A 16,129-nucleotide genomic window follows, 5' to 3' on the forward strand; every position below is an offset into this window, starting at 1 on the left:
TTGTTAGGGTTTAAAATTACAATTTATAATGACGTACTATAAGTTTCTCGTAGATTTTGTCAGGAAGTATCCCTTTTATGAAAACGGACAGTTTTTGCATCGCGTCCCCGACCTTATAATGGACTTTAGGGGTATTGGTGTTGATGATTTCAAACACCTCTTTGGCAACTAGAATAGGGTCTCCGGCGGAATCGACATCCTCATTGATCATCTTCAAGGTGTTAGCGTAAGGCTCGGCGTAGGGCGACTCATTTTCTATTGGAGCGTGATAGCGGCCCGCGGCAATGTTGGTCGCAAAATCGCCCGGGGCCAAGGTGGCAATCCGTATCCCAAAATCCTTTACCTCTATGCGAAGCGCTTCCGAAACAAGGTCCAACGCTCCTTTTGTTGCGGAATAAATGCCCCGGTAAGGTAATCCCATGGCGCCGGCAATGGAGGTGATGTTTATGATGAGTCCCGATTCTTGACGTCGCATCTGCGGAAGAACCGCCTTGGCAAGATGCAGGGGGCCATTAAAATTGATATCGAAGGCCTTTTGTATCTCTTCGTGCGGGGTTTCCTCGATCGGACCGGTGATGCCGACGCCCGCGTTGTTGACCAGCACGTCGATCCGCCCCTCGTTGTCGAGTACCTTTCGCACTGCCAATGCAATGCTGTCGGGGTCGGTGACCTCAAGTTCCAAAAGTTCAAAACTTTCAAAATCGGGATATTTGGATAAGCTTCTGGTCGTACCGTAAACTTTAAGTCCCTCGCTTTGAAGATACAGGCCGATGGACTTGCCGATGCCCGAAGAACCTCCGGTAATGAGGACCACTTTCTGCTGCATGTCGGTTGGGGATAAGGAATAAAAAAACGGCAAGCTACCTACATCGCACCGCTACGACCGTATACCCTTGCTGCGTTCCCGCCCTGGGGGATTCTACAGGAGCTGGTCGTGTAGGACTTGCCGAGGTGCAAATATAAGATCTTTTGACATTTTTACAATGAATTTGACCATCTTTTACAATTGGAATGCCCAGGGCGGTAGGACCAATCAAACAATACATGATTCGACCGGCCTAAAATTTATAAATGGACCTAGACATCCGGACTAAAGCTTGAGACCAGTACGAATCTGATACAATCAAGCTAAAGATGCTGCGAAGGTTTCATTCATTATTCTTTGCAGTTCGCTATTTTTGTCACAGAAGTATAAAATATCTTGAATATACCCTTATAAATATCGAAATGAATTCCATAAAAAGCTTTTCATGCAGCATCCTCCTTGTCCTTTTTATGGCCTGCGGGGGCGACAACTCCCCTAGCGCGCTGTTCGAGGTGCAGCTTCCGGAAAACAAGACGAGTTTTCCGCAAAATGCAAGCATAGCCGTCGATATAAAGAACAAGAGAGACAAAGCGATACAAGAGGTGACCTATTCCATTAACGGGAAAACGCTTCCGGTCCAAGACGGGAAGATTAGCCTTGACGTGCCGCATTTGGGCAATAAGTCCTTAAAGGCCACGGTGTCTTACGATGATACTTCGGTGGAGATAAACAAGAACATCCAAGTATTGGCACCCCATGCCCCCGAAATCTACACCTATGAAATCCTCAATGAATACCCCCATGACGACAGGGCCTACACGCAGGGCCTGGAATTCCATCAAGACACCCTTTACGAGAGCACGGGGAAAAAGGGACGTTCGTCTTTGCGGAAAGTGGACTTCCGAACGGGAGAGATACTCCAACAGGTCGATTTAGACGATAGCTATTTCGGGGAAGGAATCACCATTCTGGACGATAAGGTCTATATGCTCACCTGGAGGGCGGGCAAAGGTTTCGTTTACGATCTAAGAAGTCTTGAAAGACTGGATAGCTTTCAATACGGACAGAGTAAGGAAGGCTGGGGCCTAGCTAACGATGGGGAAAAACTCTTCAAAAGCGACGGAACCGAGAAGATATGGTTCTTGAATGCCGATACCTTGACGGAAGAGGATTATATAGAGACCGTAACTCATTCATCCGTGAACGACAGCGCCAACGAGCTGGAATTTGTGGATGGTAAAATTTACGCCAATGTCTACCAGAAATCCGGCGTAATGATCATCGACTCCAAAAGTGGTGCCATCGAAGGAGTAGTCAATTTCGGGGGGCTGAGCGATAAGGTCACCCACCACGATAGTTGGAACAAGACCGATAACGTGTTAAATGGTATCGCCTACCATCCCGAGCGTAAGACCTTTTTCGTCACCGGAAAGGAGTGGGACAAGCTTTTCGAAGTTAAAATACGTAAAAAGCCATGAGCGCGACCTATGATTTGACCCTTGTGGTTCAGGAGGATGATCTCGACGAACTGAACCATGTGAACAATGTGCGCTATGTACAGTGGATACAGGATATCTCAAAGCAACACTGGCAAACCAAAGCCCCACAAAGCATGCGAGAAGGGGTAATCTGGGTGGTGATGCATCATGATATTACCTACAAAACCCCCGCACAATTGGGCGATGTAATCAAGGTAAGCACGTACATCGAAAAAAGCCACGGCGCCATTTCGGTACGGGTCGTGGAAATGCACAACACCACCACCGATGCTCTACTGGTTCGTTCACGTACCGAGTGGTGCTTGCTCAATGAAGACTCACTAAAGCCCATGCGGATTTCAGAAGAGGTCAAACAGCTTTTTGGATAGAAACAACGAATGTTCACTCAAAATAACATTATTTTCGATAATACCAGATATTCCATTGATACTATTGCCCCTTCCTTTAAACTCATTTTAGAATTGCGTCCTTCGACGAGGCCTCGAACTCGCTTCGGTTTAAGCTCTCTCTCTACAGTTATTTTTTTCGTGTTCATCCGTCTTGGCGTGACCATGCTTCAGAACAAATTAATCGGTCGATGCTACCGTTCATCGAAAAACCCTGTATAACACTACGGATGATGCAAGTTTTTTCCTGCAAAACCGTTCATTTTCAATAATTTAAAACAAAAACCCCAAATATTATGGGGAATAACTTGGTCGCTATGTATCTTTCTATAATTAATTTGGCTCCAAATTTCAAGGCTTTGGAATATACCTATACCATATTGGATTCCGACGCGACTTCAAATTTGCAACTACAGCATTATTTGGAGGAATACGGCGATTTCAGCTGTGCCGCTATGGCCAAGGACAGTACGGAAGGAATCAACAGTATTTTAAAGTTCTCTCCCGATGTCGTCTTTATCAACCTCAACGAAAATGCCCAGGAATATTTCCAGATGGTAATGGAACTGCATCAATATGTGACCGATCTACCCGTGATTATCGGTATTGCGAAAAGTAAGAACTATGCTTACGACGCCATTAAAAACGGATTTTTCGATTACTGGTTGATGCCTTACAATGAATTCGATATTCGAAAATCACTATTGCGCCTGCGAAAACAGATTCCTGCAAAAGCCGAACCGGATACGCTATGCCTAAAATCCTACAGTGATTTTCAGTATATCGACACCAACGATATCCTATATTTAAAGGCCGATAACAATGCAACCGAGTTTGTTATGAAGGACGGCACAGTCAACAATGCTTTTAAAACCTTAAAGACCTTCGAGAACCAATTACCCAAAAACTTCGTACGTATCCATCAGAGCTACATCGTGAATACCGATTATATCTCGCGTATCAGTTATGGCAAATCCGTTTGCACCCTAAAGCATAACAAGATGCAACTGCCCTTTTCGAAATCGTATCGATCGAACATCGACGGCCTGAAGCAAATCCTTTCAAAAAACACGATATCTTCGCTTAATTAACACAATCCTAACAGAACCGGTGCACTTACTCATAGAATCGGTACGCTCACCCATATTTCATTTTATCGCTATCCGTTTGAGGACTTTTGATACTACTTTAGCAGTAGCAAAAAAGCATAATAACCCCCTAAACTTTTCAAAATGAAAAAAGTAGCAAGTATTTTCGCGGTAATGGTAATGAGTGTTGGACTTTTCGCTTCGTGTGAATCGGAAACTAAAGTGGACGAAAACGATGCGCTCTATGATGTACAAATCGATGCCACTGACCGAGCCCATAACGAAACGACTCAAAGAGAATAAACTTAAAATCACATATTTTTCAATTATCTTGGCCTTAAATTCACTTTAAGGCCTTTTTTTATAAATTATTCTCTCAATGCTGTCGTTCCACCTCATAAATCAGAATATAGTCCGATTGCTTTGCTTCGGCCTGTTATTCAGTTGGTCATGCGGTTCAGAGCAGCGCAAAGTAGTAACCAAGAGTTCGGAACTGGATTCCCTTTATACATTGATCCAAGAGGGACGAAATACCGAACTATCCGTGGAAGAAAGAAAAAAAAGACTTTCAGAAGTCTTTTCGGAAATCTCCAGTCTTGAAAACGATTCCACCAAAACAAAGGTCTTTTCCCAATTATCGCTGGCCTACCTAAAGCTAAACGATTCGTTAAATTTTAGAAAGACTAACTCCAAGACGCGAAATATGGCGGGCAAGATTGGAGACAGTACCAGTCTAGCCGAGGCGCACTGGGACCTAGCAGAATTCTATAAAACCATAGCAGTAGAAGACAGTGCTTATTTTCATTATTTAACCGCACATAAAATTTATACGGATATCGGCAAAATAAACGAATCCGCAACAATGCTCAACAATATGGCGATAGCCCAGTCTGATGTAAAGGACTATACGGGCAGCGAGATTTCGACGATTAATGCCATTGAGCTACTGAAGCCGTTGCAGAATTACAGGCAATTATTTAATTCTTACAATAATTTAGGGTCTGTAACGACGGAATTGAATGATTATGATCGCGCCATTGATTATTTTAACACAGCTTTGGAATATCAAGAAAAGATAGCGGGGAAACACGATTTGGAACTGATTACCCTTAACAATATCGGCTATGTATATCTAACAAAAGGAGAATACGATAAAGCATTGCCATACTTTGAAAAGGTTTTGAGTGAAAACGGACTACGTGAAAGAATGCCTAAATTCTATGCCAGGACACTAAATAATCATGCCTATAGCAAAATGAAATCCGGAAATACCGAAAAGGTTAGATCCGAATTCCTAGAAGCATTAAAAATTAGGGATAGCTTAAATGACATCACTGGACTCTCTCTCAGCCACCACGACTTGGCGGAATACCACTTAAGCCAAAGCGATACGACCGTTGCTATATCACATGCAAAAAATGCGCTGCGGTATGCCGAGTTCGTTGACAACAATGAGCGTATCTTAAGAACCCTTAAACTACTAAGTAGGCTGGACCCTGAAAATTCATTCAGCTACAATCGACGTTACATCGTCCTAAATGACAGTTTACAGGAAGAAGAACGACAGACGCGCAACAAATTTGCCCGTATCCGTTTCGAAACGGACGAATACATCGCCGAAAACCAAATGCTGGAAAGCGAGAAACAGTTATGGGCGGGTATCGCCATCGCGATTTTCCTACTCGGGGCATCGGCCGTCGTAATTTTCAATCAACGCTCAAAAAATCAAAAATTACGCTTTCAACAAGAGCAACAAGCGGCCAACCAAGAAATTTTCAATTTGATGCTCGCCCAAAAACAAAAAGAGGAAGAAGGCAGAAAATCGGAACAAAAACGAATATCCGAAGAGCTTCACGATGGCGTACTGGGCAGCATGATGGGTGCCCGCATGGTGCTTGCCGGCCTAAACAAAAAAAATGGAAGCGAGGCCGAAGCACAGCGCCAAAAGGCATTAGACGCCCTACAGGGTGCAGAAAAGGAGGTGCGGGAAATTTCTCATGCTTTAAGTCATACTGCTTACCAAAAAATTAATAACTTTATTCTTTCTTTGCAAGATTTATTAAAATCGGTAGAACAAAGGGCGAATATCAATTGCCGTTTAGTGTACAATAAGGAATGGGAATGGGACTCCCTAAACGGGGAAATCAAGATCAATGTCTATCGTATGATTCAAGAGACCCTGCAAAATTGCGTTAAGCATGCACAGTGCAACAACGTTACCGTTACCTTTGCAACGCGACATTCAGATCTGCAGGTCACCATTGCCGATGATGGAAAAGGATTCCGAAAGACGCATAAGAAAAAAGGAATCGGTATGCGTAATATTGCATCGCGGATAGAAAAATTGAACGGAAATTGGCGTGTCGATAGTACTATTGGAAAGGGCACCACCGTTAGCCTATATATTCCGATACCAAAAATCGAACATCCCGAATCTTCGAGTGTTAGACGCAGTCCGCCGATACAGGAATCGTAAAAACGAAGAAATAGAGTTATGAGCGACTTGATACGCATACTTGCTGTCGACGACCATGAGATGATTGTTCTCGGTTACAAATATACCCTCGAGGCCACTACCTTCGAAAATTTTGAAGTGGTGGTACATACCGCCCCCAGCTATGAGGCCGGCAAGACTGAAATAGAAAGTTCCGCCAAGCGATTGCCCTACGATATTATTCTTTTGGATATTCAAATGTTTCCTGAAAGTGCCAAGGAAGAACGCACCGGGGAAGACCTCGGCCTTCTTGTAAGAGAGATTTCTCCCAGTTCAAAAGTTGTCTTTCTCTCCTCCTTCAGTGATAGCTACCGCATCAATAACATTCTAAAGAACGTGAATCCGGACGGATACATGGTCAAATCAGAGGTAGATCAAAAAACCCTGCAAACCATGGTGAGAACGGTGCTTGACAAGCCTCCATACTACACCGCGGCGGCCCTACAGGCCATCCGTAGAAAAATGGCCAACGAGGAGCAAATCGATGAACGGGACAAAAAAATCCTATATCAATTGTCAATCGGTACCAAAACAAAGGACATCTCGGACATCGTCGCTGCTGCAAGTACTACCGTAGAAAACAGGAAACGTCAATTGAAAATCATGTTGGGAGTGGAGGACGGGAACGACTTCGCCCTAATCGAACAAGCTAGAAAACGTGGATTTATCTAAAGTTGAGGAAGTCAATGGACGGTTACGATCTCGGTGAACCAAGGGCGGTATCGAGGTATCGTCCCATAAATTTTGAGGAGGGGCTTCAAGCGTTGAGATGGCGGTAGTTATCTTCGTTGCCCGGTCCGTTAGCCTGTGACTACGAACTTGTTCCAACAATTGATGCGTTTATTGAAAGTTTGGCAATGTTTAATCAATTGAATGGATAAGTTGTTGCATGGTTGAAACCTGGCCTTTTTGTTTAAGTTCTTGCCAATTCCTTTTTGCCTCTTGACCCTTTACTTACTACGATTTCACGGTCGTTGCACCGCAGTTAAATCCGTAGGCAATTTTATTGATCAAGCCATCCTCTATAATTTTAACATATTGATTAAAAGCACATTACATTTAAAATAGGTCTGAAATTGCAAAAAACCCCCGTTTTTCTGTGGATTTTCTTTGTGTGGTAGGTGATTATACCGCTTACATTTGTTGATAAACTAAACCTCCACGATCCACGTATATGGCACTATATTACGATAGTTTTGAGAATAATCCGCCCGAAGGTTTTAATAAGGACTTGAAAATCGAAGGTCTGAAAACCTTTACGAACCACCTCGAAAGACATTTTTTTTCCAACGTCAGCGTCCGCAATTATGCAGACATGAGCGAATCCGTGAAATTGGCCATTGAACTGGATTGCAACCTAAGCCTCGTAGAGATGCTATTTCACTTTACCAAGGGCACTTGGGGCGATTTTGCGCAGGGCAACAATTCTTTTATCGCTCTGATAGATGGTTTAATAAAGAAAAACGATGTTCAAATCGATGCGGAGGAAGTTACCTTCCTCTTTAAGGATACCACCATTGTTATAACCAAGATTTACCATAATAGTATCGGGGAGCAACTGGAACAGATTTTTACCCAACTCGGAAAACATTATGTCCATTTTAGCAATGGATTGACCGAGACCCCGTATGAAATCTATATCCCCGTTTTCGAAGAGGGTTCTCTAGTCAAGGATGTTTCAAGTCCAAGTATCAAAACCAGAAATCCGTCACGCAAAGATTACTTTAGATATTGGGGCCTGTACTGTGAATCCGAGGAAGATGCGGTAATTTACAACCTTAAAAAATCCAGCATTGAAAGGGGTGATTTGATTATGCTTAATCAATAAGAGACAAGAGACTATAGAAGAAAACTTCGACGCGGGCTTTCTCAAAAGATAAAACCTGCTTGGTAACCCAAGCAGGTTTTTTATTCATTATTAGGAACTCCGTAGATTTTAGAAATTGAACAACGCTCGTCCTTCCATCAATTGATTGACGCTTTCCTTGGTTCTTTTTATCACAGCCCCATCTTCAGGGTGGGTTAAAACTGCGTCGACCAAATCTACAATGGTCTTCATATCATTTTCTTTGAGGCCCCGGGTAGTGATAGCGGCGGTGCCAAAACGGATACCCGAAGTTACGAAGGGGGACTTGTCATCAAAGGGTACCATGTTTTTATTCGCCGTGATATCGGCCTCTACCAAGATTTTTTCGGCATCCTTTCCTGTGATATCCTTATTTCTAAGATCGATCAACATCATATGGTTGTCCGTTCCCCCGGAAATAATCTGATAACCCTTGGCGACAAAAGCGGCGGCCATGGCTGCGGCATTTTTCTTGACCTGAAGCATATATTGTAAAAAATCGTCGGACAGTGCTTCCCCGAAAGCGATGGCCTTGGCGGCGATAATATGCTCTAGAGGCCCACCCTGATTTCCAGGAAACACGGCCAGATTCAGCAAGCTGGACATTTTTTTCAACTTTCCATTCTTCAGCTTCTGACCGAACGGATTGTCGAAATCCTTCCCCATAACAATGAGTCCCCCCCGCGGTCCCCTTAAGGTTTTATGGGTGGTCGTTGTTACAATATGGCAATGGGGAACCGGATCGTTGAGAATTCCTTTGGCAATCAGTCCCGCCGGGTGGGCGATGTCCGCCAGCAATAGGGCATCAACGCTGTCGGCAATCTCCCGGAAACGCTTAAAGTCCATATCCCGGGAATAGGCCGAGGCCCCTGCAATGATCATCTTTGGCTTTTCTCTGGTAGCGATTTCCTGAATGGAATCGTAATCCAAACGACCTGTCTCTCTATTCACCCCGTAGAAGACCGGTTTATAAAGCCTCCCCGAAAAATTAACGGGGGATCCGTGGGTCAGGTGTCCGCCGTGCGATAAATCAAAACCCAGGATTTTATCCCCCGGTTGCAAACAAGCATGGTAGACCGATGCATTGGCCTGAGATCCGGAATGGGGCTGCACGTTGGCATATTCCGCTCCAAAGAGTGCCTTGGCCCGATCGATGGCCAACTGTTCGATTTTGTCCACCACCTCACACCCCCCGTAGTAGCGCTTCCCGGGATAGCCTTCCGCATATTTGTTGGTCAACACCGATCCCGCAGCTTCCATGACCTGGGGACTCGTAAAATTTTCGGAGGCGATCAGCTCGATTCCGTTGCGTTGTCGTTCCTTTTCTTCGGCTATTAAATCAAAAATTTCTGTGTCGCGTGGCATAAGGATTTTTAGTTAAATGAATTGCAAAAGTACGAATTGAAATGATGGGTTTCATCCGAAACTCGAATCAAGCACAGAAAAAAACGTTCAACTGAGTAACGACCATATCATCCCATCCCGCTAAGATAATTAGTGACCTCCATGTCCGCCAACTGGCAAAATTAAACCTGGTTATTGCCAGTTCGGTCAATTAAACTATTGAAAACGGAGAAAGTACCACTACAGATAGTCCTTCAACGGAATAGTGGTAATCCCCCCATGGGATCCATGGTCGACCGCCCGCCCCTCTTTGATCACCAGTAGTTGAGGTGACTGATGCAGGACCTGAAATCTTTGGGCGATTTTATTGGATAGCTCGCGATGTTGATGAAGGTCTAAAAAATAGAGGTCCAGGCCACCCTCTTTTAGCAAGGGATTTTTCTCAAACCTGTTCAGCACCATCCGGCTTATCCCACAGGTAGTGGAATGCTTAAAAATGATTTGTGTTCGGGAAGCCGATTTCTTCGCGATATCATCCACTTGTTCCAAAGAGGTCAGCGGAATCCAAGGTAGCTGCCTTCCGGTAGCATTTCCGTTATTTTTTTTACTTCCAAAGATACTATTGAAGAGACCCATTCTTTAATTTTATGGTTAAGGTATATGTTCTGTAAAATTAGAGGTCGGAACTCAAACTTTTACCCAGGTCGACCTTGTCGGGTAAAATCTGGAGCGTTAAGCCGACCCTAGTTAAAAACGAATGTAAATAGCCCGTTGTAATCAGGAAGACGGACTCAAATTTAAATATAAAACTGCCGAAATGTCCTATTCCCATTGCATTTATCCGCCATTTTGTCCGTTTGCCGATTTGGTAGGGTTGTTGACCTATCCTCTCCAAAAATAGACATTATAACATGATAATATAGACGATATGAACCCAAATAATTATACCATCAAATCCCAGGAGGCTTTGCAGCAGGCCCAGCAGCTAGCGCAAAGTCTGGGCCATCAACAGATTGAAAACGAACATCTCTTCAAGTCCATTTGGGAGGTGGACGAGAACGTGCTTCCTTTTATCCTTAAGAAATTAAATATCAACGTGGGGCTGTTACAGCAAATTTTGGATAAGGAGCTACAAAGCTTCCCCAAGGTGTCCGGTGGCGACATCATGCTTTCCCGCGAAGCCGGAAAAACGGTGAACGAGGCGAGCATCATCGCCAAAAAAATGGAAGATGATTATGTCTCCATCGAACATTTGTTGCTGGCCATTCTAAAATCAAAAAGTAAGATTGCACAGATTCTGAAGGACCAAGGTGCTACCGAAAAAGATTTGAAGTCCGCTATTTCAGAACTGCGTGGTGGAGGAAAAGTCACCTCCCAAAGTGCCGAGGAAACATACAACTCCCTAGAAAAATATGCCCAGAACCTGAACCGGTTGGCGGACACGGGCAAGTTAGATCCAGTTATTGGACGGGACGAAGAAATCCGCCGTATTCTTCAGATTTTATCCAGAAGAACCAAGAACAACCCGATGCTCGTTGGCGAGCCGGGTACGGGTAAAACTGCCATTGCGGAAGGCCTTGCACACCGGATCGTGCAGGGCGATGTGCCTGAAAACCTAAAGGACAAGATTATTTATTCCCTTGATATGGGAGCACTGATCGCGGGAGCCAAATACAAAGGGGAATTTGAGGAACGCTTGAAGTCCGTTATAAAGGAAGTCACGTCATCCGACGGGGATATCGTGCTTTTTATCGATGAGATTCATACCCTAGTGGGCGCCGGAGGTGGCCAGGGAGCCATGGATGCGGCCAATATCCTGAAGCCCGCCTTGGCGAGGGGCGACCTTCGTGCTATCGGAGCCACTACGTTGGACGAATACCAGAAATACTTTGAAAAGGACAAAGCCTTGGAGCGCCGTTTTCAAAAGGTGAACGTGCTGGAGCCAGATACCGAGAGTGCCATTTCAATACTTCGCGGAATCAAGGAAAAGTACGAGGCACATCATAAAGTCCGAATTATGGACGAGGCCGTTATCGCTGCCGTCGAACTTTCGCAGCGCTACATTACCGACAGATTTTTGCCGGACAAGGCCATTGATCTGATCGATGAGGCCGCCTCGAAGCTGCGAATGGAAATCAATTCCAAGCCAGAGCAACTCGACGTTCTCGACCGTAAGATCATGCAGCTTGAAATCGAGCTCGAAGCGATCAAACGCGAAGATGATCAAGCCAAGATGAAGTCGCTCAACATAGATCTTGCGAACCTGAAAGAAGAGCGGAACGAGATTTTCGCGAAATGGGAGAGCGAAAAGTCCGTGGTGGACAACATCCAAAAGACCAAGCAGGATATCGAGGAGTTCAAACAGGAAGCCGAACGCGCCGAACGCAATGGGGACTACGGACAAGTGGCCGAATTGCGCTACGGAAAAATCAAGGAAGCCCAGGAATCCCTCGAGAAACTGCAACAAGAACTACAGGAACAGCAAGAGGGCGAGACTTTGATCAAGGAAGAGGTCACGAATGAGGATATCGCAGAGGTAGTCGCGAAATGGACGGGCATACCCGTCACTAAAATGCTGCAGAGCGAGCGCGAGAAACTCCTCCAGCTCGAAAACGTACTGCACAAACGGGTCGTGGGGCAGGAAGAGGCCATTCAGGCTGTTTCGGACGCTATCCGAAGAAGTCGGGCGGGACTGCAGGACGCCAAAAGGCCCATAGGCTCCTTTCTCTTCTTGGGGTCTACCGGGGTCGGGAAGACCGAACTCGCCAAGACTCTGGCGGCCTACCTTTTCGATGATGAAAACGCCATGACCCGAATCGATATGAGCGAATATCAAGAACGGCATTCGGTCAGCCGATTGGTCGGAGCACCTCCGGGATACGTAGGTTATGATGAAGGCGGACAGTTGACCGAGGCGGTACGGCGACGCCCCTACTCCGTCGTGTTATTGGATGAGATCGAAAAGGCACATCCGGACACCTTTAATATCTTGTTGCAGGTACTGGATGAAGGACGGTTGACGGACAATAAGGGTCGGGTGGCGGATTTTAAGAATACCATCATCATTATGACCAGCAATATGGGCAGCCATATTATCCAGGAGAAATTCGAGGATAGCGATGATATTTACAGCGCTACAGAAGCCGCCCGCGTCGAGGTACTCGGCTTACTGCGCAAAACCATACGTCCGGAATTTCTGAACCGAATCGACGACATCATCATGTTTACCCCGTTGAGCAGGGAGAACATTACCGAAATCGTAAAACTGCAGCTCGACCAGCTAAAACAGATGTTGGCCAAGCAGCATATCACGATCGATGCGACGGAGGAGGCAATCGCATACCTAGCGGAAAGAGGTTACGATCCTCAGTATGGGGCGCGACCGATCAAGCGGGTCATTCAAAAAGAAGTGCTGAACAACCTGTCGAAAGAACTGCTTAAAGGGGATATTTCCGCAGAGAGCATCGTCTTGATCGACTCTTTCGATGATGCCTTGGTGTTCCGGAACCAAGATGAACTGGTGGAATAGGCCCGTTGGACGGTTGTCGTTGGCCTTTAGTCGTTGGACGTAAGACGTTAGAGATTGGATGAAGTACAGAAGGATGATGAAGAAAAGACCGTGATGGTACCATGGTAACCGGAATCATAGATGAAGGATGTCGTTGGTCTGAAGGACCAACCGTCCGGGTAAGTGACTTGGATTTTGGCTCTTGGCTCCAGTTGAAATAAAGGATAGTTGTTTATAAAACGCGTTTTGCTAGATGCTTTTTTAGGTATCGGCACCTACGCGTTTTTTGATTAGACGGTGCTAAAACCGGATTTACGGATGAACTTTTTCCCTGATTTATACCATACAGTATATAGTTTTTTTATCTTCGTATAAAAATACCGCTGCCATGTCAACAAAAGCTGAAAGGACCACGGCCTATATCATAGAGACCGTTGCGCCCGTTTTCAACCAACAAGGTTATATCGGAACAAGCATGAGCGACTTGACCGATGCCACAGGGCTCACTAAAGGCGCTATTTATGGCAACTTTGAAAACAAGGAAGCCCTGGCGCTATCGGCCTACGAATACAACAGCAAGCGTTTGTTGACAAAAATTGACGAAGTCCTGGCAGCCGAGGGCACGGCGGTGGACAAAATTTTTAGCCTTACGGATTTCTACCGGAATTACGATGTCTTTACCAAAGATATGGGGGGATGTCCAATTTTAAACACCGGGGTCGATGCGCAGGGAATCAACCGGTTGCTTTCCGCCGCAAATCGTGAGGCGCTAAAAGAAATCGAAGGAAAGATTGCCCTAGTGTTGGAAAACGGGACGAAAAAAGGCGAACTCAAGCTGCCAGTGACCCCGTTGCAGTTTGCCAAACAGATGCTGACGATTATTCAGGGCGCGGTGGCGATGTCCACCATGACCCGTGACCGTAAATATCTTGTCAACACGGTCACTTACCTAGAGGTGCTGATCAAAAAGGAACTCAAACGATAGAACACTTGTCATTGAACCGATTTAATCCCTGACCACCCGAAAAATCCAGGTTTTTCCGAGATACTTACCACCGTAGTTGGAATCCCTTGCCCTTCGGGCCTCCTTGATCAAATTATACCGCTGTAGGTACACGTACCTATAGTTGTGCTCACCGTGTCGGAACGATTTCGGTCGAAGTCCTTTCTTCCGTAAATCAGCCATAAAGGCATCGAAGTACTTTTTGGTGCCGAATACATTGGTGATTAGATAATAACCGGGGGGCAGGCCGTCCGCCGTTTGCACTTCCTGATATTTCTCCCCCGTTCGAGGTGTTACGGCTTCCTCTTGATTGGTTTCGACATCCTTCTTACGCGCTTTTTGAATGGCTACCGCTCGGACCTGGGCCACGGAATCTATCCTACGTTGCCGTTCTTGTTTCAGGGCTGTCGCTTCCGCTTGCTCCATTTTAACGAGGGAGTCCCTCTTACGGATCTGTTCCGCAATTTCGGCTTCTACGGGGACTGTTTTTTTATCCTTTTCAAGTTTATCCTCTATCTCTTTCAGGGGATTCCCTTCCGTGCCATCAATGTCGTGACCGACCATTTGATGGCGTTCATCGGGACTACCCAAAAAGTAGGATGCCATCAGTTCGAACGAAGTATCCTTTTGAATGGACGCATCCACACCTATTTCCATCAAGGCCCCGACGGTCACCCGTTTAAAGAAGGTGAAGCCCGCACCGAAGGCATAACCATAGAAATTGTTATATCCTATTTGTCCATAATATCCATCCGTATTTAATAGGGCATAGAATCCGATCTGGTCCGATTGTTCGGGATGGGTCCTAAGATAAACCGATGGTCTTAAAAAGGCGTTATTTGCATTTCCCGGGGAAACCGGAAAGTCATAAGACAGCATTGACATTAAGACCTTATCCGAGGTAGCGGTATTTCCTTCCCGGACGGTAAAATTGTAATCCATCAAATTTTCGGACGTCAGGCTTAGGCTAAGTCGATGTACCTCCAAATTGACGCCCGGTGCCATCTGTAAGATGAAATCATTGGTCTCGGTGGGCATCGGCAAAGGTAGATTGGGGTCGACCTGAAATCGGTCGTCCGCCAGTTTTTGGACGAATCCGAACAGGTTCGCGCCCACGGCAAGTCTCACTTTTGGACTGAACTCAAAGGCGTATGCATAGTTCACTGCAGCTCCCGTTTTAAAAAAAATACCCGTGTTATGCTGAAAAAAACCTGCCCCAACGGCCGATTTATCATTGAGGGACTTGGTATAGTTTAAGAACAAGGTAGAGGGGTTCGCATCGATGTCCTGCCACTGCCATCGCGTCCAAAATGCGACGGATTCGGGATTGTTCCGCCCCACGGAAAAAGTAGGATTGAATAAGCTGGCATTAAACGTAGTCAGGTTGTGCTGTCGTAAATCGGTGGGCAATCGCTTTTGTTGCCCATGTATTCCCGAGAAAAGCAAAATCAGGAACAAGGTAAATATAGGTCGGTTCATTTCAATACTTTAAGACAAAAAACAAGTAGTCTAACATACTTTTTTTGTCTAAATTTGGTTAACATTTATGCAAGAGTTTTCCACCAAACACATCGCTATCTATGCAACGCTTCATATTTCGTATTATTATCGTTCAACTGCTGATATTATCGACAAGTTGCAAGGATGATCCGAAAATCGAGCAAAATTCTAACGTCGAAGTCCCAATTTCTACCTTCTATTTTATACGCCATGCCGAAAAAGATAGGTCCGACCCCGAAGACGTCGATCCCGAGCTCAACCAGAAGGGATTGGGCAGGGCGATGCACTGGGCCGAAGTGCTTCGCGATGTCCGGTTGAATGCCATTTATACTACCGATTTTGAACGCACGGCCATGACAGCGGCCCCTGCTTCGGTAAAAAATGATATTACCGTTCAATATTATGATCCCGAGACCATCAACGTCGAACAATTCAAGGCCGACAACTTAGGAAATACCGTTCTCGTCGTCGGGCATAGCAATACCACCCCAAATTTAGTCAATCAAATGATTGGGGAAGATGTCTTTTCCGAAATGGACGATAGCGATAATGGAAGTCTATTTATCGTACAGGTAATCAATGGGAAGGCCATTCCTCAACGTTTGCACTTGGATTGTAACTGTTTGGAATAAAACGACGGCAATTACTGCTTTGGA

At 45.4% G+C, this 16,129-nt stretch carries 14 protein-coding genes and 1 other RNA gene; 10 read left to right on the forward strand and 5 right to left on the reverse strand.

Annotated features, from left to right (window positions below):
• Positions 1-16 precede the first annotated feature (16 nt).
• Positions 17-826, reverse strand: coding sequence for an SDR family oxidoreductase (locus RQM65_RS18495; RefSeq protein WP_314017152.1), 810 nt, complete (start codon positions 824-826; stop codon positions 17-19).
• Between the two features lie 24 nt (positions 827-850).
• An RNA gene (gene ffs, locus RQM65_RS18500) (signal recognition particle sRNA small type) lies at positions 851-949 on the reverse strand.
• A gap of 278 nt (positions 950-1,227) precedes the next feature.
• Here ffs and RQM65_RS18505 point away from each other — a divergent pair.
• The 7 genes from RQM65_RS18505 (at position 1,228) to RQM65_RS18535 (ending at position 8,100) form a co-directional block, all read left to right on the forward strand.
• The gene (locus RQM65_RS18505) at positions 1,228-2,283 is read left to right on the forward strand and encodes a glutaminyl-peptide cyclotransferase (protein WP_314017154.1); all 1,056 of its coding nucleotides are present in this window, start codon (positions 1,228-1,230) and stop codon (positions 2,281-2,283) included.
• Positions 2,280-2,672, forward strand: coding sequence for an acyl-CoA thioesterase (locus RQM65_RS18510; protein ID WP_314017155.1), 393 nt, complete (start codon positions 2,280-2,282; stop codon positions 2,670-2,672). The genes RQM65_RS18505 and RQM65_RS18510 overlap by 4 nt, the downstream gene beginning before the upstream one ends.
• 314 nt (positions 2,673-2,986) lie before the next feature.
• A complete protein-coding gene (locus tag RQM65_RS18515) occupies positions 2,987-3,781 on the forward strand; it encodes a LytR/AlgR family response regulator transcription factor (protein WP_314017156.1) in 795 nt (264 codons plus the stop codon).
• A gap of 141 nt (positions 3,782-3,922) precedes the next feature.
• Positions 3,923-4,081 carry a hypothetical protein gene (locus RQM65_RS18520; RefSeq protein ID WP_314017158.1) on the forward strand — a complete coding sequence of 53 codons (159 nt, stop codon included), beginning with the start codon at positions 3,923-3,925 and terminating at the stop codon, positions 4,079-4,081.
• Between the two features lie 76 nt (positions 4,082-4,157).
• Positions 4,158-6,254 carry a tetratricopeptide repeat-containing sensor histidine kinase gene (locus RQM65_RS18525; RefSeq protein ID WP_314017160.1) on the forward strand — a complete coding sequence of 699 codons (2,097 nt, stop codon included), beginning with the start codon at positions 4,158-4,160 and terminating at the stop codon, positions 6,252-6,254.
• Positions 6,255-6,272: 18 nt separating this feature from the next.
• Positions 6,273-6,944, forward strand: a complete 672-nt coding sequence (locus RQM65_RS18530) for a response regulator (RefSeq protein WP_314017161.1) — start codon at positions 6,273-6,275, stop codon at positions 6,942-6,944.
• 502 nt (positions 6,945-7,446) lie between these two features.
• Positions 7,447-8,100: a hypothetical protein gene (locus RQM65_RS18535; RefSeq protein WP_314017162.1), complete on the forward strand. Its 654-nt coding sequence runs from the start codon at positions 7,447-7,449 to the stop codon at positions 8,098-8,100.
• Positions 8,101-8,208: 108 nt separating this feature from the next.
• On the opposite strand, the gene glyA is transcribed toward RQM65_RS18535, so the two are convergent.
• Together glyA and ytxJ are read right to left on the reverse strand one after the other, a co-directional pair.
• Positions 8,209-9,483 carry a serine hydroxymethyltransferase gene (gene glyA, locus RQM65_RS18540; RefSeq protein ID WP_314017163.1) on the reverse strand — a complete coding sequence of 425 codons (1,275 nt, stop codon included), beginning with the start codon at positions 9,481-9,483 and terminating at the stop codon, positions 8,209-8,211.
• Positions 9,484-9,702: 219 nt separating this feature from the next.
• Positions 9,703-10,098, reverse strand: coding sequence for a bacillithiol system redox-active protein YtxJ (gene ytxJ, locus RQM65_RS18545; protein ID WP_314017165.1), 396 nt, complete (start codon positions 10,096-10,098; stop codon positions 9,703-9,705).
• 292 nt (positions 10,099-10,390) lie between these two features.
• On the opposite strand from ytxJ, the gene clpB reads away from it, so the two are divergent.
• Together clpB and RQM65_RS18555 are read left to right on the forward strand one after the other, a co-directional pair.
• Positions 10,391-12,991 carry an ATP-dependent chaperone ClpB gene (gene clpB / locus RQM65_RS18550; RefSeq protein ID WP_314017166.1) on the forward strand — a complete coding sequence of 867 codons (2,601 nt, stop codon included), beginning with the start codon at positions 10,391-10,393 and terminating at the stop codon, positions 12,989-12,991.
• 367 nt (positions 12,992-13,358) lie between these two features.
• Positions 13,359-13,955, forward strand: a complete 597-nt coding sequence (locus RQM65_RS18555) for a TetR/AcrR family transcriptional regulator (protein WP_314017167.1) — start codon at positions 13,359-13,361, stop codon at positions 13,953-13,955.
• Positions 13,956-13,976: 21 nt separating this feature from the next.
• Here the strand turns inward: RQM65_RS18555 and RQM65_RS18560 are convergent, their stop codons facing one another.
• Positions 13,977-15,452 carry a PorP/SprF family type IX secretion system membrane protein gene (locus tag RQM65_RS18560; RefSeq protein WP_314017169.1) on the reverse strand — a complete coding sequence of 492 codons (1,476 nt, stop codon included), beginning with the start codon at positions 15,450-15,452 and terminating at the stop codon, positions 13,977-13,979.
• Between the two features lie 101 nt (positions 15,453-15,553).
• Here RQM65_RS18560 and RQM65_RS18565 point away from each other — a divergent pair, with 101 nt between their 5' ends.
• Positions 15,554-16,105 (forward strand): SixA phosphatase family protein, encoded by a 552-nt coding sequence (locus tag RQM65_RS18565; protein WP_314017170.1) that lies wholly within the window; start codon positions 15,554-15,556, stop codon positions 16,103-16,105.
• Positions 16,106-16,129: the final 24 nt, after the last annotated feature.

The sequence above is a fragment of the Pricia mediterranea genome, assembly GCF_032248455.1.
GTDB classification, from domain to species: Bacteria; Bacteroidota; Bacteroidia; order Flavobacteriales; family Flavobacteriaceae; genus Pricia; species Pricia mediterranea.

Excerpts from the sequence above, each read along its gene's own strand:
- RQM65_RS18495 (WP_314017152.1), bottom strand. The coding sequence starts at position 826 with ATGCAGCAGAAAGTGGTCCTCATTACCGGAGGTTCTTCGGGCATCGGC.
- RQM65_RS18505 (WP_314017154.1), top strand. The coding sequence starts at position 1,228 with ATGAATTCCATAAAAAGCTTTTCATGCAGCATCCTCCTTGTCCTTTTT.
- RQM65_RS18510 (WP_314017155.1), top strand. The coding sequence starts at position 2,280 with ATGAGCGCGACCTATGATTTGACCCTTGTGGTTCAGGAGGATGATCTC.
- RQM65_RS18515 (WP_314017156.1), top strand. The coding sequence starts at position 2,987 with ATGGGGAATAACTTGGTCGCTATGTATCTTTCTATAATTAATTTGGCT.
- RQM65_RS18520 (WP_314017158.1), top strand. The coding sequence starts at position 3,923 with ATGAAAAAAGTAGCAAGTATTTTCGCGGTAATGGTAATGAGTGTTGGA.
- RQM65_RS18525 (WP_314017160.1), top strand. The coding sequence starts at position 4,158 with ATGCTGTCGTTCCACCTCATAAATCAGAATATAGTCCGATTGCTTTGC.
- RQM65_RS18530 (WP_314017161.1), top strand. The coding sequence starts at position 6,273 with ATGAGCGACTTGATACGCATACTTGCTGTCGACGACCATGAGATGATT.
- RQM65_RS18535 (WP_314017162.1), top strand. The coding sequence starts at position 7,447 with ATGGCACTATATTACGATAGTTTTGAGAATAATCCGCCCGAAGGTTTT.
- glyA (WP_314017163.1), bottom strand. The coding sequence starts at position 9,483 with ATGCCACGCGACACAGAAATTTTTGATTTAATAGCCGAAGAAAAGGAA.
- ytxJ (WP_314017165.1), bottom strand. The coding sequence starts at position 10,098 with ATGGGTCTCTTCAATAGTATCTTTGGAAGTAAAAAAAATAACGGAAAT.
- clpB (WP_314017166.1), top strand. The coding sequence starts at position 10,391 with ATGAACCCAAATAATTATACCATCAAATCCCAGGAGGCTTTGCAGCAG.
- RQM65_RS18555 (WP_314017167.1), top strand. The coding sequence starts at position 13,359 with ATGTCAACAAAAGCTGAAAGGACCACGGCCTATATCATAGAGACCGTT.
- RQM65_RS18560 (WP_314017169.1), bottom strand. The coding sequence starts at position 15,452 with ATGAACCGACCTATATTTACCTTGTTCCTGATTTTGCTTTTCTCGGGA.
- RQM65_RS18565 (WP_314017170.1), top strand. The coding sequence starts at position 15,554 with ATGCAACGCTTCATATTTCGTATTATTATCGTTCAACTGCTGATATTA.